Source organism: Halobaculum sp. EA56 (assembly GCF_051195075.1).
Lineage (GTDB): Archaea > Halobacteriota > Halobacteria > Halobacteriales > Haloferacaceae > Halobaculum.
This window is the reverse complement of record NZ_JBNTJX010000001.1, coordinates 552,553-571,252: the sequence shown is the minus strand read 5'-3', so window position 1 is coordinate 571,252 and position 18,700 is coordinate 552,553. Positions and strand designations below refer to the sequence as shown.

Below are 18,700 nucleotides of genomic sequence, written 5' to 3'. Positions count from 1 at the left end.
GCGGCGGGCCCCGATACGTATCAGTTCGGCCACGCGTGGCTCCCGAGAACGGCAGGGTGAAGTGCGGAAGCCCGAACGGGCGGGTGAGATGCCAGCCACGGGCGCCGACGACGACGGACCGGACGACGCCGGCGACGGCGGGGACGGAGCGCTTCTCACCTACGGGATCGAGGACCGCCCGCCCCTCGGGCGGTCGCTCGGGCTCGGGATCCAGCACTACCTCACGATGGTCGGCGCGAACATCGCCGTCCCGCTGATCCTCGCGGGCGCGATGGGGATGCCCGAGCGGTTCGTCCCGCGGTTCGTGGGGACGTTCTTCGTCGTCTCCGGGATCGCCACGCTCGCGCAGACGACGCTCGGGAACCGCTACCCGATCGTCCAGGGGGCGCCGTTCTCGATGCTGGCGCCCGCCCTCGCCATCGTCGGCGTCGTCGTCGCGAACCCGCCCGGCGGCGGGGTGGAGGCGTGGCGCGCCGCGCTCCTCCAGCTACAGGGCGCCATCGTCGTGGCCTCGTTATTCGAGGTGGCGGTCGGCTACCTCGGGCTGGTGGGTCGCCTCCGGCGGTTCGTCTCGCCGGTGGTGATCGCGCCGGTCATCGTGCTCATCGGGCTGACGCTGTTCACCGCGCCGCAGGTGGCGAGCGCGACGCAGAACTGGCCGCTGCTGTTGCTCACGTTCGGGCTCATCGCCGTCTTCTCGCAGTTCCTCGGCGAGCGCGCGCGGGCGTTCGAGCTGTTCCCGGTCCTGCTCGGCATCGTCGTCGCGTACGTCGTCGCGCTGGCGCTGTCGGCCGCCGGCGTGTACGCCCCCGGGACGCCCGGGTACGTCGACTTGACGCCGGTGGCGGAGGCGCCGCTGGCGGTCGCCATCTACCCGCTCCAGTGGGGCGTGCCGCGGGTGACGACGAGCTTCGTCGTCGGCATGCTCGCGGGCGTGATCGCCTCGATCGTCGAGTCGCTGGGCGACTACCACGCCGTCGCGCGCCTGTCGGGCGTCGGCGCGCCGTCCGAGAAGCGCATCACCCACGGCATCGGGATGGAGGGGCTCGCGAACGTGTTCGCCGGCCTCATGGGCGCGGGCGGCTCCACCTCCTACTCGGAGAACATCGGCGCCATCGGGCTCACGGGGGTCGCCTCCCGCTACGTCGTGCAGGTCGGCGCGGCGGCGATGCTCGTCGTCGGCTTCTTCGGCCCGTTCGGCGCGCTCGTGGCGTCGATCCCCGACCCGGTCGTCGGCGGCCTCTACGTCGCCATGTTCGGCCAGATCGTCGGCGTCGGCCTCGCGAACCTGAAGTACGTCGACCTCGACTCCCAGCGCAACCTCTTCGTGCTTGGCGTGTCGCTGTTCGCCGGGCTGTTCGTCCCGGAGTACTTCTCGAACGTCGCGAGCGCGGCGCCCGACGGCGTCGGCGGCGCCGCCTTCTTCGCGCGGAGTATGGCCGCCGTCCCCGTGTTCGGCCCGGTGCTCGGCGCCGACGCGGTCGCGAACACGGTGTTCGTCGTCGGCTCGACCGGCATCGCCGTCGGCGGCGTCGTCGCGTTCGCCCTCGACAACCTGATCCCGGGCACCGACGCCGAGCGCGGCCTCGACGACTGGGAGCGCACCGCCGAGTCCGACGAGGACTTCCTGTCGGCCTACGACCGCTTCGTCCGCGGCGGCGACGGCGACGCGACCCGCGCGGACTGAGCGCCGCCGCCCCCGACCGCCTCCTCCGACGCGTTCAACTCGGCGGCGGCAGTACGACCGGACATGAGCGACACCGACGCGACCGACGCCGATGCCGGCGGGCCCTACGCCCGCCGGATCGCGGCCGTCCGCGACCGCCTCGGCGACGGCACGACGGACGGACCGGACGACGCGGACGGCGGGGGCGACGCCGACGCGCTGGTCCTGTTCCCGAGCACGAACCTCCGGTACCTCACGGGCTACACCGAGGCGCCGAGCGAGCGCCACCTCCTGCTGTTCCTCGCGGCCGACGCCGGCCCCGTCTTCCTCGTGCCGGAACTCTCCGGCGAGCAGGTGCGCGCCGAGTCCGCCGTCGACGACGTGCGGACGTGGGGCGACGACGAGGACCCCCTGGCGGCCGTCGAGGCGGTCGCGGACGACCTCGGGCTGCGCGGCGGGACCGAGGGCGTCGACGACGGGGTCGGAACCCGCGTCCTCGTCGACGACACGATGCACGCGCGGTTCACCCAGGACCTCCGCGAGGCGCTCCCCGGCGCGAGCTTCGGCCTCGCGAGCGAGGTGCTCGCGGACCTGCGCGTGATCAAGGACGACGCCGAGGTGGCGGCCATGCGCCGGGCGGGCGAGGCGGCCGACGCCGTGATCCGGGAACTGCGCGCCGACGGCGACGACGTCGTCGGGATGACCGAGGCCGAACTGGCGGACCACATCGAGGAGCGACTGGACGCGCACGGCGGCACGGGCGTCTCCTTCGAGACCATCGTCGGGTCCGGTCCGAACGGCGCGATGCCCCACCACACCCACGGCGACCGCGTCGTCGGGGCGGGCGACCCGGTCGTCCTCGACTTCGGCACCCGGGTCGACGGCTACCCCTCCGACCAGACCCGGACGCTCGTCTTCGGGGACGAGTCGCCCCCGGAGGGCTTCCGGCAGGTCCACCGGCTCGTTCGGGAGGCCCAGGAGGCGGCCGTCGAGGCGGTCGAGCCCGGCGCGACCGCGGGCGAGGTCGACGCCGCCGCCCGGGACGTCATCGAGGAGGCGGGCTACGGCGACGAGTTCGTCCACCGGACGGGCCACGGGGTCGGCCTCGACGTCCACGAGGAGCCGTACATCGTCGAGGGGAGCGACCGCGAACTGGAGCCGGGGATGGTGTTCAGCGTCGAGCCCGGCGTCTACCTGTCGGGGGAGTTCGGCGTGCGCGTCGAAGACCTGGTCGTCGTCACCGAGGGCGGCTGCGTCCGCCTGAACCGCACGGACCGCGGGTGGAAGACGGAGTGATCTCGTTTCTCACAAACTTCTGATACGCTCCTACGGACAGAGTTCACGCGCCGTTCCCCTCACGTGTTCGGGTTTTCCGGAGACGCGATTTCGGCCGGCCGAAAAAGTCAGCAACGTGAGAATTATGGCCGCGCGCCGGCTACGGTCGGACATGGCGGAGCTCGGCGCGTACGTCTTCGTGTTCCTCGCGGGGCTGGTCACCGCGCTGGCGACGGGGCTGGGCGCGCTTCCGTTCTTCCTCGTGGAGGAGGTCAGCGACCGGTGGAACGTCGCGCTGTGGGGGCTGGCCTCGGGGATCATGATCGGGGCGTCGGTGTTCGGGCTGGCGAGCGAGGGGCTGGCGTACGGGACGCCGCTCGACCTCGGGGTCGGTGCCCTCGCGGGCGTCGTGCTGGTCGTCGTCGCCCACGAGGTGATCGCCGACGTGGAGGTCCACCCCCGCAAGTACGAGGAGGCCGACTACCGGAAGCTCCTGCTCATTCTGGGGGTGCTCACGGTCCACAGCTTCCCCGAGGGGGTGGCCGTCGGCGTCTCGTTCGCGGAACTGGGGTTCGACACGCTCGGCGGTGTCGTCGTGTTCGGGACGGCCGTCCCGCTCCTGGCGGTGTTCATGACGCTGGCCATCTCGATCCACAACGTCCCGGAGGGCGTCGCCGTCTCCATCCCCCTGCGGACGATGGACGTGCCGCCGTGGCGGATGGTCTGGTGGGCGGTGTTCTCCAGCCTCCCGCAGCCGCTCGGCGCGGTGGTCGCCTTCTACTTCGTCACCGTCGCCGAGCGGTTCCTCCCGGTCGGCTTCGGCTTCGCCGCGGGCGCGATGGTGTATCTCGTGCTCACGGAGTTCATCCCCGAGGCGCTGGAGCTGGGCGAGGGGCTCGCGGGCGGCGGGAGGCGGGAACTCGTCGCCGGCGTCCTCGTCGGCGGGGGCGCGACGGTGCCGCTGCTCGCGGTCACGTCGGTGTAGCGCGGGTCCGGTCGCGTCGCCCCGGTGTCCGGGAGTCGCCGCGCGCACGCGACCCGGGACTGCCGCGGGGGGTGCGACCCTCGGGGATAGCCGGGGTATAACCATTACCGATGCCGCCCCTCGCCCGGGTATGCCCCCCACGATCTCGGTGATCATCCCCACCCACTACCGGAACGACCTCCTCCCGGAGGCGATCGAGAGCGTCGGCGCCCAGGGGTACGAGCCCGTCGAGCTCGTCGTGGTCGACGACTCGGGGGAGGGCCACGCGGAGCCCGTGCTGGAGGAGTACGGCGACGTGATCGACGAGGCCGTCGTCAGGGAGGAGAACGGCGGCTGGCAGGCCGCGTACACGACGGGAATCGAGGCGTCGACGGGCGAGTACGTGCAGTTCCTCGACGACGACGACCGGCTGCTGGAGGGGAAGCTGACGAAGACGGCGGCGGTGTTGCGGGAGAACCCGGAGGTGGGCGTCTCCTACTGCGGCGTCCTGTGGGGGGACGAGCCGCGGTACCCGAAGCCCGAGGTGTCGGGCGACGTGCTGGAGCACGCGCTGGCGTTCCGCACGTTCCCCCTCTGGACCGGCTCGATGCTGATGGAGCGGAGCGTGCTGACGGACTGCATGCCGTTCGCCGGGATGGCCCCGGACGACGACCTCGACATCGAACTCGGCGACACGGACCTGAAGATCGCGCTGGCGCTCCGGACGAAAGTCGACTACGTCGACGAGTGTCTCGTCGTCTATCGCCAGGAGGGTAACAAGCTGTGGACCGGGGCGAGACGCCTCGAGAAGGTGAAACAGAACATCAGGCACCGACAGGGACTGTACGACCGGTACCCCGAGATCCGCCGGGAGCTGCTCGCCACCTGGCACCAGAAACACGGCCGGTATCTCCTGGAGGAGAGCACGTGGTCGCCGTCGGCGGTCTATCACTTCCTGCTGGCCACCTACTACGCCGAGGGCGTCGGGGGGCGGCTGAGGTGCGGCGCCGGAACGGTCGCGTCCCTGTTCGGACTCCCGGGATGGACCCTCGCCGAGCGCGTCCGCGACATCGCGACCGGCCTGTGAACCGGGTCCGGTGTCGCGACGGCCGCCCGCGCGCCGTCCAGCGGTCCCGGGCCGCCGATCGCGGGAGGGAGTCCGGTCGCCAGCCGGCATAGGGCCATACTAACAAATCCCGTTCGAGGACAGGCGGCGACAATGGCAGAGGACGTCGGACTACGGGACAAGCTCCACGCGCTGTACCTGATCGCGTCGTACAAGCCGCGGTTCACCGGGGCGATCGTCGTGTTCGGGATACTGACCGCGCTGCTCGAGGGGGTCGGCGTGACGTTCGTGGTGCCGCTGATCGAGGTCGCACAGTCGCCGGAGGCGCGGCCGGACGGCGGGATCGCCGGCCTGTTCGCGTCGCTGTACGAGGTACTGGGGGTGCCGTTCACCGTCGGGACGATCGTCGTCGGATTGGGCGCGGTACTCACGGTCCGCTACACGTCGACCTTCCTCGCCGAGTGGGCGCGCGTGTACCTGAAGAACCTCTACGTGCGGGACCTCCAGTCCCGCGGGTTCGACAACGCGCTGGACGCGCGCATCGCCTACTTCGACCACGAGGGCTCCGACGACATCCTCAACGCGATCGTCACGCAGGCACAGAAGGCCGGCGAGGGGATCGAGGCGTTCGTCCGGGTGTTCCAGTCCGGGCTCATCATCCTGGTGTACGTCGTGCTCGCGCTGTATCTCGCCCCGGTGCTGACGCTCCTGTCGACCGTGTTCGTCGCGGTCCTGACGTTCGGACTGCGCAACGTGGTCGAGTCGGCCTACACGATCGGGGACCGGGTCGCGCAGGCCAACGAGGACATCCAGCGGACCGTCCAGGCCGGCACGCAGGGGATCCGGGAGGTGAAGACCCTCGGGTACGACGGCCGGCTGCGCGAGCTGTTCTCCGAGGCGATGGGCCGGTACGTCGAGGCGTCGATCAGGGTGAGCCGGAACGAGGCGCTCATCGGGAACGCGTACAACCTCTCGATCGCGCTGCTCATCTTCGCGCTGATCTACGCGGCGTTCGTGTTCACGAACATGTCCTTCGGCGTGCTCGGGGCGTTCCTGTTCGTGATGTTCAAGCTCGGCCCGGCCGTGAGCGGGACGAACAAGCGGTTCTATCAGCTCGAGGGGATGCTCCCCCACCTCGTCCGCACGGAGGACTTCATCGACACCCTGCAGCGGAACCCGGAGATCGAGGGCGGGGACCGGCCGGTCCCGGACGACCCCTCGCCGGTCCGCTTCGAGGGCGTCTCCTTCTCGTACGACGGGGACGAGCAGGTCCTCTCGGACGTCTCGTTCGGGATCGACGACGGCGAGTTCGTCGCGTTCGTCGGCGAGTCGGGCGCCGGCAAGTCGACCATCGCGGCGCTGCTCGCCCGGCTGTACGCCCCGGATAGCGGACGGATAACGGCCGCCGGCGTCCCGATCGAGGAGTACGGCGTCGACGAGTGGCGCTCCCGCGTGGCGTACGTGCGGCAGGACCCGTTCATCTTCAACACGACCCTCGAACGGAACCTCCGGATGGCGAACCCGGACGCGACCAGGGCGGAGATGGAGCGCGTCTGTGAGATCGCGCAGGTCACGGAGTTCGTCGACGACCTCCCGAACGGGTACGAGACGGAGCTGGGTGACGACGGCGTCCGGCTGTCGGGCGGCCAGCGCCAGCGCGTCGCGCTCGCGCGGGCGCTGCTGGAGGACGCCGACCTGCTGCTGCTCGACGAGGCGACGAGCGACCTGGACACGAACATCGAGACCCGCGTGCAGGCCGGGATCGAGTCGATGGACCGCGAGTTCATGGTCGTCGCGATCGCCCACCGGCTCTCGACCGTCAAGGACGCCGACCGGATCTACACGATCGACGACGGCGAGATCATCGAGCGGGGGGAACACGAGACGCTGGTGGACGACGAGGGGCTGTACGCCGAACTGTACTACGCGCAGTGACGGCGCCGGTCGGGGCGGGGCCGCCGACGGCCGCGGCTGTCCGCCGTTCGGTCCCCGGAGAAAACGGGCGTCGTGGCGGGGTCGCGGCGGCTCCCGGGCGTCAGTGCGAGTGGCCCATCGCCTCGCTCAGGCTGCGCCCGAAGCGCTCCTCGAACAGCTCCTCGGCCTTCTCGTTGATGTCGAGGACGTCCTGGGGCGGCTCGCCCTCGCTGTGGTGGGCGATGGCGTGGGCCTGCTGGGCGAACGCCTGCAGGACCACGTCGCTGATGACCTGGCTGGGGTTCTCGCCCTGCTCCGCGAGCATGTCGACCAGCCCCTCGGGGAGGTCGACCTCGTCGGTGTCGCCGCTCGGGCTCGTGACCGTGTAGGTTTCGGTTCCGACCATGCCGTGTCGGTGGCGTGGCGGACGTAAAGGTCCGTGGGTCTCGGGCGGTCGGCGTGCGAGACGGCGGTCGCTCGGAGCGTCCTCCCCCGGTTCCGCCGGCGGCGACGGGCGAGCACGGCGAGCGAGGAGGGCCAGCGAAAAGCGGTTCTCAGTCGTCGGCGGCCGCCGTCTCGCCGGCCGTCGCCTCCGCGCGCGCCTGCTCCTCCAGGTAGTCGTCGGCGTCGATTGCGGCCTTACAGCCCATGCCGGCGGCGGTGACCGCCTGCTGGTAGTGGTAGTCGACGACGTCGCCGGCGCCGAACAGCCCCGGCACCGCGGTCTCCGTCTGGCCCGCGCCGTGGCCGCCCTTCGTGCGGATGTACCCCTCCTCGTCCAGTTCGACGCCCGTGTCCGCGAGGTACTCCGTGTTCGGCGTGTGGCCGATGGCGTAGAACACCGCGCCGACGGGGAACTCCCGCTCCTCGGTCTCGGGGTCGTCGAGCTTCTCGGTGGGGTGGCCCTCGGGGTGGCGCACGAGCGTCACCGACTCGACGCCGTCCTCGCGGGAGCCGTGGAGCTCGGTCACCTCGGTGTTGCGCATGATCTCGATGTTCCCCTCCTCCACGTGCTCCATCACGCGGTCGATCCAGTAGTCCTCCGCGCGGAACTCCTCGCGGCGGTGGACGATGTACACCGTGTCGGCGAACTTCGTGAGGAAGCTCGCCTCCTCCATGGCGGCGTCGCCGCCGCCGACGACCAGCATGTCCTCGCCGCGGAAGAACGCCCCGTCGCAGGTCGCACACGTCGAGAGGCCGTACCCCATCAGCTCGTCCTCGCCGGGGATGCCGAGCGTCCGGGCGGAGGCGCCGGAGGCGGCGATGACGGCGTCGGCCGTGTAGACGTCGCCGTTCGTCAGCTCGACGCGGAACGGGCGGGAGCTGTCGTTACCGGAACGCGGCGCGTTCCGGTCGGCAGTCGAGCTTCGCTCGACCCGCTCGACGCGCTCGACGACGCCGTTTCTCACGTCGGCGCCGAAGCGCTTCGCCTGCTCTTTGGCGTCGTTGATGAACTCCGCGCCGCCGATCCCCTCGGGGAAGCCGGGGAAGTTCTCCACCTCGGAGGTGAGCGTGAGCTGGCCCCCGGGCTCGTCGCCCTCGAAGACGAGCGGGTCGTTGTTCGAGCGGGCGGCGTAGATGGCGGCGGTGAGCCCGGCCGAGCCCGTTCCGGCGATGATCAACGGTCGGTGCTCGACGACGTCGGAGGAGTCGGTCATTGGGTTCGGATATGCGGCTCCGGGGTTTGTACGTTGTGCTGTCGTGTCCGGACGGCGGCCAGCGGCCCCCTCCCGGGACGGCGGCGCGTCGCCGTCGCGTCGCCGCGAGGCGCGACGCGCCCCTCAGAACGCCAGCCGCTCGACCAGCCGCCGCCCGAACCCGGGCCGGCGCGACTCGTGGGGATAGACGGTGACGGCCGTACACCCCGGGTTCGGGAGGTCCGGGCGCTCGTCGAACAGCGCGGTGCGGAGCCGGTGGTCCGCCCCGCGACGGATCAGCAGGTCCGGGTCCGGGAGCCGGCCGCCGTCGGTCCGGACCGACTCGGCCGCGACCGGCACCGACAGCAGGTCCGACAGCTCCGAGCGGTAGTCCTCGACCAGCCGGCGGCGCTTCTCCGGGTCCGCGCCGTCGTCGGGGTACCACAGCGAGACCTCCCCGCCGTTCGCCCGCGCGACCGCCTCGGCGACGTCCACCGCCAGCGGTGGGTACGGCCCCACGTCGCCCGAGAGGACGACCCGCTCGGGCCGGTCGTAGCCGAGGTTGTCGACGAGCAGCACGTCGCAGGGGGCGTGGCGGACGACCCAGTCGAACGGGTCGCCGATCAGGCGCGATCGGAGCCGGAGCGGCTCGTGCTCGGCGACGATCGTCTCCACGCCGCGGTCGTCGGCGAAGTTGACGACGGCGTGTTTCGTGTCGTGGCTGACGATCTCGTCGGCCTCGACGGCCACGTCCAGATCGTCGGCGAGCGCCTCCACCCTCGTCTCGAACGAGCGATCGGCGTCGGACTGGACGGTCACGTCCTCGGTGAGCGGCGCCTGGTCGGGGACCTCCTCGAAGCGGACGGCGACCACGCGGCCGTCGTCCTCGCGGACGAGGTCGGCCGCCAGCGCGATCAGCGACCGTTCGCGGTCGGGGTCGAGGTCCTTCGTGAGCGCGACCAGCACCTCGCGGGTGCCCGGGCGCTCGGCGACGGCGGACTCGATGTCCGCGAGCGCCTCCCGGCCGACCTGCCGCCGGATCGCGTCGGTCGCGGCCCCCTCGCGGTCGACCCGCGGGCGGACGTAGACCGCGTACCAGACGACGCTGCCGACGGTGATGACGACCGCGCCCGCGAGCGCGACCGTCCCCATCTGCGTCAGCAGGAGCAGCCCGGAGACCGCACCGAACACCTGCACCCACGGGTACAGCGGGGAGGTGAACTCCGGCTCGTACTCGACGCTCCCCTCGCGGAAGGCGACGACGGCCACGTTGATCAGGGCGAACACCATGATCTGGAAGGCGCTGGCGAGTTTCGCGATGTCGAGGATGGGCACGAACGCGATGAGCAACAGCAACACCGCGCCCGTCAGCGTGATCGACGTGACGGGCGTGCCGAACCGCTCGCTGACCGACGACAGCGACGGGGGCGCCAACTGGTCCCGGCTCATCGCGAACGGGTACCGCGACGACGAGAGGATCCCCGCGTTCGCCGTCGACACGAGCGCGAGCACGGCGGCGACGATGACGGCGACGACGCCCGCCCGCCCGAGCGTCTGCTCGGCGCCGACCGCGACCGGCGTCAGCGACCCGGCGACGCTTCCGGGGTCGGTGATCCCGACGAGCACGGCGACGATCGCGACGTACAGGACCGTGGTGAACGCGAGCGACCCGAGGATCCCCAGCGGGATGTTCCGGCCGGGGTCCTCGACCTCCTCGGCGACGCTCGCGACCTTCGTGACGCCGGCGTAGGAGACGAACACAAGCCCGGTCGCCGCGAGGACGCCCTCCAGTCCGTAGCCGAAGAAGTCGACGTAGTTGGCCGACCGGACGCTCGGGGCGCTCCCCGCGGCGAACCAGCCGAGCGCCGCCAGCATCACGACGACGATCGCGACCTGAAGCCGGCCGGTCTGTTTCGCGCCGACGACGTTCACGAGGATCAGCACGGCCGCCAGGCCGAGCGCGACCGGTTTCAGCGGCAGGTCGAACAGCAGGAGGAGGTACGGGACGCCGCCGACGAGCGCGAGCGCGCCCTTGAACGACAGCGAGAACCACGTGCCGACGCCGGCGACCGTGCCGAGCAGCGGGCCCATCCCGCGCTCGATGTAGATGTACGTCCCGCCGGCCTCCGGCATGGCGGTCGCCATCTCCGACTTCGAGAGCGCCGCCGGGACGACGAGCAGGCCGGCGAGCGCGTACGCGAGGATCACCGCGGGCCCGGCGATCTTCAGCGCCAGCGCCGGCAGGATGAAGATGCCGCTGCCGATCATCGCGCCGATGCTGATCGCGAGGACGGACGGGAGACCGAGGTCTCGTTCGAGTTCCTTCATGGTGGATGTGTCCGACGGACCGGGTACTCGTACGTACGTATATGACGGTACACCATAAACGGGCGGTTTCTATTGACGGATCGTCAACGATCGGCATAGATATCACGCCATCCGTCTCCGGTTAGTCACGGATCCCGCGGCGGCGGGTCCGACAACGACCCCTCGGCGGCGACTGCTCCGTCGGGGTCGACGGAACAAGACTAATGCGTGGGCCGGGGGCAGTGCACGTACAGATGAAAGACGGCGAGCTGGACTCCGTGGACAGACACATCCTCTACTACCTCCAGCAGGACGCGCGGGGGACGTCGTCCAGCGACATCGCCGAGAAGCTCGACCTCTCGGCGAGCACGGTCCGCACCCGCCTCAACAAGCTCGAGGAGTCCGGGATCGTCCGCGGCTACCACATCGACATCGACTACGACCTCGCGGGCTACCCGCTGTACACGAAGATCGTCTGCACCGCGCGGATCCCCGAGCGCGACGAACTGGGGAAGAAGGCCCGGGAAATACGCGGCGTCACCGCCGTCCGGGAGATCATGACCGGCGAGCGGAACGTGTACGTGAACGCGATCGGCCGCGACCACGACGACCTCGACCGGATCAACAGGGAGCTCGACGAGCTCGGGCTGGAGATCATCGACGAACAGCTGATCCGCGACGAGCACGTCTGCCCGTACCGCGGCTTCCTCGACCCCGAGGAGGACCCCGAGTTCGAACGCGACGGCGACGACCGCCGCGGCGGACCGTAACGCCGGCGACGGCGGCCGTCCGGCCCGCCGGTGACACGTCGATACCGGCACCGTGCCGCGGGGGCGACACGCTCAGGGGGCGGGCGCGCGCAGTGGCGTCCATGCCCGCTGACCTGGAGGAGAAGACGACCCGGTACGGGGAGATGCTCGCGGACGCGCTCGCGGCGGCCGAGGTGTGCGTCCCCGAGGGGACGCCCCTCCACGTGATGGCGCTGGAGTGCGAGGAGATGGCCGCCTCCTACCTCGAGGACGGCCGCCACTTCCGCGAGGCGGACGACCCGGTGAACGCGCTGGCGTCGTACTCCTACGGCTACGGCTGGCTCGACTGCGGCGTCCGCATGGGACTGTTCGCGATCCCCGAGGACACCGACCTGTTCACGACGGAGTAACCGGGCGGGGGCGCCCGACCGGCGGCGGCTTTATCCTGTGATCGCGAGAAGGCCGGGTATGGACGACAGCCGTATCGCGGACGTCGTGGTCGCCACGGACGGGAGCGACCCCGCCGCGGCGGCCGTCGGGACCGCGTTCTCGCTGGCGTCGGCGCTCGACGCGGGCGTCCACCCCTGCACGGTGGTGAACCCCTTCGTGATCGGACGGACGGTCGCCGACCTCTCGGACGCCCGCGAGGAGGCCGAGCGGCGTGTGGAGGACCTCGCCGAGCGCGCACGCGAGGCGGGCCTCGACGCCGCGCCCGCGGTCCGCGAGGGCCGCGTCGTCGCGGAACTGCTCGCGCACGCCGGGGAGACCGACGCGGACCTGATCGTCGTCGGAACCCACGGCCGCGGCGGGGCGAGGCGGGCGCTGCTCGGGAGCGTCGCGGAGAAGCTGATCCGGACGGCCGACGTCCCCGTGCTCGTGGTCCCGGCCGCCGTCCGCGAGAGCGAGGGTGCCGGGCGGGAGTGGGGCCCGGACACGCGGGTCCTCCTCGCCACCGACGGGAGCGACGCGGCGGCGCCGGCCGAGCGCGTCGGCGTCGGTCTCGCGGGGGCGCTGGGGGCGCGTCTGGTCGCCGTCAGCGTCGTCGACGAGCCGGGGACGGTCGCGAACGTCGGCGGCGGCCTGCTCACCGAGGAGACGATCGCGGCGGTCCGGCGCGCCCTCGACGAGGGCGCCGACGAGGCCGTCGGTCGCGTGCTGGACCGGGCCAGCGAGGCCGGCGTCGACGCGGAGGGCGAGGTCATCGGGGGAGAACCGAGCCGGGCGATCCGCGGGTACGCGGCCGACACGGACGCGGACCTGATCGTCGTCGGAACCCACGGCCGCGGCGGCATCCGCCGGATCGTTCTCGGGAGCGTGGCCGAGCGCGTCGTGCGGGGCGCAGACCGCCCCGTCCTGGTCGTGCCGGCGGCGGCCGGGACGCTCGCGGAGGACGAACCGGCGGCGGAGTCGGGGGGGTAGCGCCCCGTGCGGCGGCAGGCGCCGCCGCCGACCCGCCGTACTACTCGAACCGCACCTCGGGCCCGTCCTCCCCGTCCTCGACGACGAGCCCGAGCGCCTCGAGGTCGTCGCGCAGGCGGTCGGCGCGCCCGTAGTTGCCGGCCTCGCGTTCCTCCTCGCGCACGTCGAGCACGAGGTCGGCGAGGTCGCCGACCAGTTCCGCCTCGCCGTCGGCCTCGCGGCCGAGTTCGAGCCCGAACACGTCGCCGCCGAACTCCTCGAACGTCTCGACGGCGCGGCGGAGCCCGCGGTAGTCGTAGGCCGAATCTTCCCCGTCGGCGTCCCCGACGTGCTCCGTGTGGCGGTTCACCGCCGTCCCGAGCTCCAGCAGGGCGCCGAACGCCTCGCGGACGTTCAGGTCGTCGTTCATCGCCGCGACGAACCGCTCGCGCGCCCCCTCGACCGCCTCGCGGAGGTCGTCGTCGGTCGCCTTCGCGCGGGCGTCGACGGAGTCACAGGCCTCGACGGCCGCCTCGTAGGCGCGTTCCAGGCGCTCCCAGCGCTCCTCGGCCTCGGCCATCGCCGCCTCGGAGAACGTCTGGTCGCCGCGGTACTGCGCCCCGAGGTAGAAGGTGCGGATCACGTTCACCCCGAACTCCTCGAGGGCGTCCTCGACGGTGAAGAAGTTCCCGAGGCTGGAGGACATCTTGTCCTCGGTCGTCTCCAGCAGGCCGTTGTGGAGCCAGTAGCGCGCGAACGTGTCGCCGGTGGCGGCCTCGCTCTGGGCGATCTCGTTCTCGTGGTGCGGGAACACGAGGTCGCGCCCGCCCATGTGGACGTCAAGGGTGTCCCCGAGGTGGGTCGTCGACATCGCCGAGCACTCGATGTGCCAGCCGGGGCGGCCCTCTCCCCACGGCGACTCCCACGTCTCGCCGGCGGGGAGGTCGCCCTCGTGCTCGTGCTTGCGGTGCTCGCGAACCGCCTCCTCGTCGACGCCGCCGGCCTTCCACAGCGCGAAGTCGGCGGGGTGGCGCTTCTCCGCGAGCACGTCCTCGTCCTCCCCCTCGTCGACCTCCAGGTCCTCGGGCCGCTGGTTCGAGAGGCGGCCGTAGTCCTCGAAACTGGTCACGTCGAAGTAGACCGAGCCGTTCGCCTCGTAGGCGTAGCCGGCCTCGACCAGCCGCTCGACGAGCGCGACGATCTCGGGGACGTGCTCGGAGACGCGGGGGTACACCTCCGCGCGCAGGAGGTTCAGCCCGCGCATGTCGGCGAGCACCTCGCGGGTGAAGTGGCGGGCCACGTCGGCCTCCGTCTCCCAGCCCTCGCGCTCGCCGACGCGGGCGGCGATCTTCTCGTTCACGTCGGTGACGTTCTCGACGTGGCGCACGTCGTAGCCGAGCCAGTCGAGCCACCGGTGGAGGATGTCTGCGTGGAACCACAGCCGTGCGTGTCCGAGGTGCGCGTCGTCCGAGACCGTCAGCCCGCAGACGTACAGCAGGACCTCGTCGTCGCTCGCCGGCTCGAACGCCTCGCGCTCGCCCGTCAGGGTGTTGGTCACGGACAGCCCCATGTCGGGCGACGCTACGCGGCCCTCCGTGTTAAACCGTCGAAGATCGACTCGACGGATCCGGCGGGCCGCGGTCGGGCGAACCCGGACGGCCGCGACCGGGGCGGTCGCGACCGGAACGGCTACAACCGGGGCGGTCGCCGCCCCCGACCGCGACGCGTGAACCCCCGGCGGCCTCAGGCGTCGACCGCGCCGCCGTCCTCGACGACCGCCTCGACGACGCGGAGCGCGGTCGCCCCGTCCCTGCGCCCCACGACGACGAGCAGGGCCGACGGCGTCACGCCGGCCGCCTCGACGGCGACGCCGGCGGTCCGGAGCCGTCCGAGGGCCCGTTCGAGGAGGGCCGCGTCGACGGTTCCCCGGGCGAGGACCGCCGTCGCGTCGCCGGCGTCCGCGGCGTACCCGGCGTCGCCGACCGACAGGAGCGGCTCGCGGGCCCCTGGATCGCCGCCGGCCTCGTCCTCGACGCGGTCGGCGCCGTCGGCCCCGTCCTCGGCGCCGGCGTCGTCACCCTCCCCGTCCACGCGCCCCACCCCGCGGCTCATCGTGACACGGGCGTCGACGGCGTCCGCGCCGGTCGCGGCCCCCGCACCGTCACCCTCCCCGAGTTCGTCGGCGAACCGCCGCAGCGCCGTCGCCACCGCGTCCGGGTCGGCGTCCAGGCCGAGCGCCTCGGCGGCGGCGGCGTAGTTCGCCACGCCGGCCCGGAGCGCGTCGTACAGGAACGGTCGGTCGCGGACGGCGGCGCGCGTCTCCTCGGCGACGGTCATGGACGCAGGCGGAACGGCTGCGGGCATAACGGCGGCGGTTCCGCCGCCCCCGCGACTGAAACGGGTTTCAGTAACCGCGCGTACAGAAACATCATTCAGATTACCGTTTAGTGGGTGGGGACCGATCGATCACATGCGATGAGACGACCACTGCACGGGGACCGCGGGGTCCCCGACCCGGAGGACGTATCGGTCGGCCCGACGGTGGCCGTGTCCGTGGCGGCGCTGGCGGCGTTCGTGGCGTTCGCGTTCCCGCTGGTCGGCGCGGCGCTGGCCGGCGCGGTCGCGGCGGCCGTCGGGCGGAAGGTGCTGGCGGGCGCGTGGAGCCGGCTCGGACGCCGGCGTCGCCGGCGGGTCTGTCTCCCCGGCACCCGCGCCTGCGTCGAGGTCTGACGCGGTTCGGTCGCGGTCCCCGCTGACGCCCCTCCCCCGTTCGCCTCCCTTCCTCCGTCCCCTCCCCCCGTCCGCCGCCGGCCCGGCCGGGTGTGCTCCCCTGTCGAAGGCGATAAGGTCGCTCCGCCCCTCGATTCCTCCATGAGTCAGGCGCTGGTCATCGTCGCCCACGGGTCGCACCTCAACCCCGGGTCGAGCGCGCCCACCTACGACCACGCGGACACGATCCGCGCGGCCGGCGCGTTCGAGGAGGTCCGGACGGGGTTCTGGAAGGAGGAGCCGAGCCTGCGGGAGGTCCTCCGAACCGTCGAGGCCGACGAGGTGTACGTCGTCCCGATGTTCATCTCGGAGGGCTACTTCACCGAGCAGGTGATCCCGCGGGAGCTCAGGCTGGACGGCTGGGACGTGGCCGACTGGGACTCCGACGGCCTCTCCGCGGACGTCGCCACCTACACCGCCGAGGACACGGGGCAGACGGTCCACTACTGCGGGCCGGTCGGCACCCACGAGTCGATGACCGACGTGATCGTTCGCCGGGCGGAGAGCGTCACCGGCGACCCCGACGTGGGCGAGGGCTTCGGCCTCGCCGTCGTCGGCCACGGCACCGAGCGCAACGAGAACTCCGCGAAGGCCATCGAGTACCACGCCGAGCGCGTGCGCGACCTCGGCCGCTTCGAGGAGGTCCAGGCGCTGTACATGGACGAGGAGCCCGAGGTGGACGACGTGACCGACTTCTTCGAGTCCGAGGACGTGGTGGTCGTCCCCCTGTTCGTCTCCGACGGCTTCCACACCCAGGAGGACATCCCGGAGGACATGGGCCTCACCGACGACTACCGCGACGGCTACGACGTGCCCGCGGAGGTGGACGGCCACCGGATCTGGTACGCCGGCGCCGTCGGCACCGAGTCGCTGATGGCCGATGTGGTGCTGGAGCGGGCGGCCGACGCCGGCGCGGACGTCTCGGCGGCGATCGAGTCCGTCCGCGAGACGACCCGCGTCGCCCCGGGGGCGGACGACTGAATGCTGGCGCGACAGTTCGACGCGCTCGTCGAGGCCGCCGACGCGGACGGCGGGATCGACTTCGACGGCCTCCGCGTCGCCCGCGAGGGTGGCGACGCCTCCGGCGACGGCTACACCTTCGTCACGCCCGAACACGAGGCGACCGGCCTCTCCGAGGCCGAGCTCCACGCCCACGCCGACGGGAGCCCGTACGTCACGAACTGGTACTTCTGGGAGCGGGAGGTGCGGCGCCACGGCTCCCCCCGGCGGGCGTTCCTCCGGCACGCCGAGGCCGCCGGCGAGCGCGGCGTCCACGAGCGGTACGACGCGCTCGCCGACGGGATGGTCACCGAGTGGGGGCAACTGCGCATCGAGGCCACGCTCTCGGGCGACGACGACGGCGACCGCCGCTACGACGTGCGCCACGTCGACGACGCCGACCGCGCGGTCGAGGAGCTGGAGACGTACCGCGACCCGCTCGACGCGCGCGAACTCGCGAAGTACGACGACGACGGCATGTACCGCCCGCTGAAGACCGGGACGAACATGCCGACCGGGTGGGTGTACCCCGACCTCGACTGGCGCGACGCCGTCGAGACGGTCGAGACGCTGTACCCCGCGACGGTCGCGAACTGGTACCGCGAGCGCGAGGGCACCCTCGATATCGACCACTGGACGGACACGACAGACCGCCAGACCGGCATCTACGGGATCGTCTCGGAGCTCCCGCGGGAGGCCGTCGAGTGGGTCGCCGAGGCGGCCTGCGACGACTCCCAGTGCGTGAAGCGCCGGGAGTGGCAGTACAGCGCCGACGACGAGCTCGCCGCCGACGGCGGGACGGGCGCGTTCCCCTGCCGGGAGCCGTGCTCGCTCGTGATCGCGGCCGGCCGCCGCTGGACCAAGCTCGAGGAGGAGGAGCCCCGCGAGTACACCTTCCGGCTCACCCCCAGCGAGAAGGAGCAGATCGAGGGGATCGTCGACGCCGTCGCCGACGGCCGCGTCGACGAGATCCGCGAGGCCGACGTGTACGAGGACGCCAACCGCTACCGGACGCGGTACCTCCGCGCGAAGCTGTTCGACGAGCACGGGAACCTCGCCGGCGTCCCGACGGAGCCGGCGGGGGCGGTGGAGCACCACGACGGAGACGGACACGGAGACGACGGCGACCACAGCGGTGACGACCACGGCGACCACAGCGACGACGGCCACGGCGACGACGACCACACGGGTCACGACGACGAGTAAGCGGGCGTCCGAGGCGACCCCGTCGCTCGACCTCGAGGCTACCCGAGCAGGAGGAACAGCGCCGCGGCGACGGCGACGACGACCGCGAGGACGCCCAGCGACACCGCGAGGCTGTTCAGCGTCGCGCCGACGGCGACGGCGACCACGAGGGCCACGAGCGCGACGGCGACGACCGCGAGCGTCCCCCCGTCGGGGGCGCCCTCTCGGAGGCGGTCGACGGCCGCCGCGGGATCGGGGGCCGCCCGGTCCGCGGTCCCGTCCGCGTTCCCGCCGGTTCCACCGTCGCCGTCGTCGCCCGCGGCCGGCGACGGCGACCCGGCCGGCGCCGACAGCGACTCGTCGACCTCGACGGGGTCGGACGGGGGGTCGAGGGTGACCGCGACCTCGGTCCCCTCGGCGCCGTGGCCGGTGATCACCTCCAGCGTCCCCTCGACGGGCGCCTCGACGGACGCGACCGCCACCTCCACGGTGCGGGTGGCGCCGCCGTCGACGTAGTGGTTCGACGTGGCGATCCGCGTCGCGTCGGCGAGCGGGCCGTCGAACCGGAGGTGGACGTGGACCGGCTCTCCCTCGTTCTCGAGCACGACCAGGAAGTCGTCGTCGACCGCGAACGACGACGGCGCGGTCGCCTGGTTCAGTCGGTCCCGGTTCAGCGTCACCCCCAGGGTTGCTGCCTCTGACGACACGTCACTCACTCCCTCGGGTCGAACCAAAAAGATTGGCCGCTGGAACCGTTCGTTCGGACGCTAT

Annotated in this window: 17 protein-coding genes; 11 read left to right on the top strand and 6 right to left on the bottom strand. The window is 72.1% G+C overall.

Going from position 1 to position 18,700, the window contains the following annotated elements:
* Positions 1 to 88 precede the first annotated feature (88 nt).
* The 5 genes from ACQUQ1_RS02985 (at position 89) to ACQUQ1_RS02965 (ending at position 6,906) form a co-directional block, all read left to right on the top strand.
* Positions 89 to 1,687, top strand: a complete 1,599-nt coding sequence (locus tag ACQUQ1_RS02985; RefSeq protein WP_435062768.1) for a uracil-xanthine permease family protein — start codon at positions 89 to 91, stop codon at positions 1,685 to 1,687.
* A gap of 63 nt (positions 1,688 to 1,750) precedes the next feature.
* Positions 1,751 to 2,962, top strand: coding sequence for an aminopeptidase P family protein (locus ACQUQ1_RS02980; RefSeq protein WP_435062767.1), 1,212 nt, complete (start codon positions 1,751 to 1,753; stop codon positions 2,960 to 2,962).
* A gap of 151 nt (positions 2,963 to 3,113) precedes the next feature.
* Entirely contained in the window at positions 3,114 to 3,926 is an 813-nt protein-coding gene (locus ACQUQ1_RS02975) for a ZIP family metal transporter (RefSeq protein ID WP_435062766.1), read from the top strand.
* A gap of 130 nt (positions 3,927 to 4,056) precedes the next feature.
* The gene (locus ACQUQ1_RS02970; RefSeq protein ID WP_435062765.1) at positions 4,057 to 4,992 is read left to right on the top strand and encodes a glycosyltransferase family 2 protein; all 936 of its coding nucleotides are present in this window, start codon (positions 4,057 to 4,059) and stop codon (positions 4,990 to 4,992) included.
* A gap of 132 nt (positions 4,993 to 5,124) precedes the next feature.
* Positions 5,125 to 6,906 (top strand): ABC transporter ATP-binding protein, encoded by a 1,782-nt coding sequence (locus ACQUQ1_RS02965; protein WP_435062764.1) that lies wholly within the window; start codon positions 5,125 to 5,127, stop codon positions 6,904 to 6,906.
* A 100-nt stretch (positions 6,907 to 7,006) separates the two neighbouring features.
* Here ACQUQ1_RS02965 and ACQUQ1_RS02960 read toward each other — a convergent pair whose 3' ends face one another.
* The 3 genes from ACQUQ1_RS02960 to ACQUQ1_RS02950 form a co-directional block, all read right to left on the bottom strand.
* The gene (locus tag ACQUQ1_RS02960) at positions 7,007 to 7,291 is read right to left on the bottom strand and encodes a DUF7545 family protein (RefSeq protein WP_435062763.1); all 285 of its coding nucleotides are present in this window, start codon (positions 7,289 to 7,291) and stop codon (positions 7,007 to 7,009) included.
* A 148-nt stretch (positions 7,292 to 7,439) separates the two neighbouring features.
* Complete coding sequence (locus ACQUQ1_RS02955) at positions 7,440 to 8,543, bottom strand: NAD(P)/FAD-dependent oxidoreductase (protein WP_435062762.1); 1,104 nt, start codon at positions 8,541 to 8,543, stop codon at positions 7,440 to 7,442.
* A 123-nt stretch (positions 8,544 to 8,666) separates the two neighbouring features.
* On the bottom strand, positions 8,667 to 10,850 hold the full coding sequence (locus ACQUQ1_RS02950; RefSeq protein WP_435062761.1) for an amino acid permease: 2,184 nt from the start codon (positions 10,848 to 10,850) through the stop codon (positions 8,667 to 8,669).
* Between the two features lie 233 nt (positions 10,851 to 11,083).
* On the opposite strand from ACQUQ1_RS02950, the gene ACQUQ1_RS02945 reads away from it, so the two are divergent.
* From ACQUQ1_RS02945 to ACQUQ1_RS02935, 3 genes are all read left to right on the top strand, one after another.
* Positions 11,084 to 11,599, top strand: coding sequence for an Lrp/AsnC family transcriptional regulator (locus tag ACQUQ1_RS02945; RefSeq protein WP_435062760.1), 516 nt, complete (start codon positions 11,084 to 11,086; stop codon positions 11,597 to 11,599).
* Positions 11,600 to 11,700: 101 nt separating this feature from the next.
* Complete coding sequence (locus tag ACQUQ1_RS02940) at positions 11,701 to 11,988, top strand: DUF357 domain-containing protein (protein ID WP_435062759.1); 288 nt, start codon at positions 11,701 to 11,703, stop codon at positions 11,986 to 11,988.
* A 58-nt stretch (positions 11,989 to 12,046) separates the two neighbouring features.
* Positions 12,047 to 12,997, top strand: a complete 951-nt coding sequence (locus tag ACQUQ1_RS02935) for a universal stress protein (RefSeq protein WP_435062758.1) — start codon at positions 12,047 to 12,049, stop codon at positions 12,995 to 12,997.
* A 40-nt stretch (positions 12,998 to 13,037) separates the two neighbouring features.
* Here ACQUQ1_RS02935 and cysS read toward each other — a convergent pair whose 3' ends face one another.
* Both cysS and ACQUQ1_RS02925 read right to left on the bottom strand, forming a co-directional pair.
* Complete coding sequence (cysS, locus tag ACQUQ1_RS02930; protein ID WP_435062757.1) at positions 13,038 to 14,546, bottom strand: cysteine--tRNA ligase; 1,509 nt, start codon at positions 14,544 to 14,546, stop codon at positions 13,038 to 13,040.
* Between the two features lie 173 nt (positions 14,547 to 14,719).
* A complete protein-coding gene (locus ACQUQ1_RS02925) occupies positions 14,720 to 15,313 on the bottom strand; it encodes a DUF7523 family protein (RefSeq protein ID WP_435062756.1) in 594 nt (197 codons plus the stop codon).
* A gap of 138 nt (positions 15,314 to 15,451) precedes the next feature.
* Between ACQUQ1_RS02925 and ACQUQ1_RS02920 the strand changes: the two genes are divergently transcribed.
* From ACQUQ1_RS02920 to ACQUQ1_RS02910, 3 genes are all read left to right on the top strand, one after another.
* Positions 15,452 to 15,706, top strand: a complete 255-nt coding sequence (locus ACQUQ1_RS02920) for a hypothetical protein (protein WP_435062755.1) — start codon at positions 15,452 to 15,454, stop codon at positions 15,704 to 15,706.
* A gap of 141 nt (positions 15,707 to 15,847) precedes the next feature.
* Positions 15,848 to 16,726: a CbiX/SirB N-terminal domain-containing protein gene (locus tag ACQUQ1_RS02915; RefSeq protein WP_435062754.1), complete on the top strand. Its 879-nt coding sequence runs from the start codon at positions 15,848 to 15,850 to the stop codon at positions 16,724 to 16,726.
* A complete protein-coding gene (locus tag ACQUQ1_RS02910) occupies positions 16,727 to 17,950 on the top strand; it encodes a DR2241 family protein (RefSeq protein WP_435062753.1) in 1,224 nt (407 codons plus the stop codon).
* 38 nt (positions 17,951 to 17,988) lie between these two features.
* On the opposite strand, the gene ACQUQ1_RS02905 is transcribed toward ACQUQ1_RS02910, so the two are convergent.
* Positions 17,989 to 18,636 carry a DUF7524 family protein gene (locus ACQUQ1_RS02905; RefSeq protein WP_435062752.1) on the bottom strand — a complete coding sequence of 216 codons (648 nt, stop codon included), beginning with the start codon at positions 18,634 to 18,636 and terminating at the stop codon, positions 17,989 to 17,991.
* Positions 18,637 to 18,700: the final 64 nt, after the last annotated feature.

Coding starts and splice junctions, on each gene's coding strand:
- ACQUQ1_RS02985 (WP_435062768.1), top strand. CDS start 89: ATGCCAGCCACGGGCGCCGACGACGACGGACCGGACGACGCCGGCGAC.
- ACQUQ1_RS02980 (WP_435062767.1), top strand. CDS start 1,751: ATGAGCGACACCGACGCGACCGACGCCGATGCCGGCGGGCCCTACGCC.
- ACQUQ1_RS02975 (WP_435062766.1), top strand. CDS start 3,114: ATGGCGGAGCTCGGCGCGTACGTCTTCGTGTTCCTCGCGGGGCTGGTC.
- ACQUQ1_RS02970 (WP_435062765.1), top strand. CDS start 4,057: ATGCCCCCCACGATCTCGGTGATCATCCCCACCCACTACCGGAACGAC.
- ACQUQ1_RS02965 (WP_435062764.1), top strand. CDS start 5,125: ATGGCAGAGGACGTCGGACTACGGGACAAGCTCCACGCGCTGTACCTG.
- ACQUQ1_RS02960 (WP_435062763.1), bottom strand. CDS start 7,291: ATGGTCGGAACCGAAACCTACACGGTCACGAGCCCGAGCGGCGACACC.
- ACQUQ1_RS02955 (WP_435062762.1), bottom strand. CDS start 8,543: ATGACCGACTCCTCCGACGTCGTCGAGCACCGACCGTTGATCATCGCC.
- ACQUQ1_RS02950 (WP_435062761.1), bottom strand. CDS start 10,850: ATGAAGGAACTCGAACGAGACCTCGGTCTCCCGTCCGTCCTCGCGATC.
- ACQUQ1_RS02945 (WP_435062760.1), top strand. CDS start 11,084: ATGAAAGACGGCGAGCTGGACTCCGTGGACAGACACATCCTCTACTAC.
- ACQUQ1_RS02940 (WP_435062759.1), top strand. CDS start 11,701: ATGCCCGCTGACCTGGAGGAGAAGACGACCCGGTACGGGGAGATGCTC.
- ACQUQ1_RS02935 (WP_435062758.1), top strand. CDS start 12,047: ATGGACGACAGCCGTATCGCGGACGTCGTGGTCGCCACGGACGGGAGC.
- cysS (WP_435062757.1), bottom strand. CDS start 14,546: ATGGGGCTGTCCGTGACCAACACCCTGACGGGCGAGCGCGAGGCGTTC.
- ACQUQ1_RS02925 (WP_435062756.1), bottom strand. CDS start 15,313: ATGACCGTCGCCGAGGAGACGCGCGCCGCCGTCCGCGACCGACCGTTC.
- ACQUQ1_RS02920 (WP_435062755.1), top strand. CDS start 15,452: ATGAGACGACCACTGCACGGGGACCGCGGGGTCCCCGACCCGGAGGAC.
- ACQUQ1_RS02915 (WP_435062754.1), top strand. CDS start 15,848: ATGAGTCAGGCGCTGGTCATCGTCGCCCACGGGTCGCACCTCAACCCC.
- ACQUQ1_RS02910 (WP_435062753.1), top strand. CDS start 16,727: ATGCTGGCGCGACAGTTCGACGCGCTCGTCGAGGCCGCCGACGCGGAC.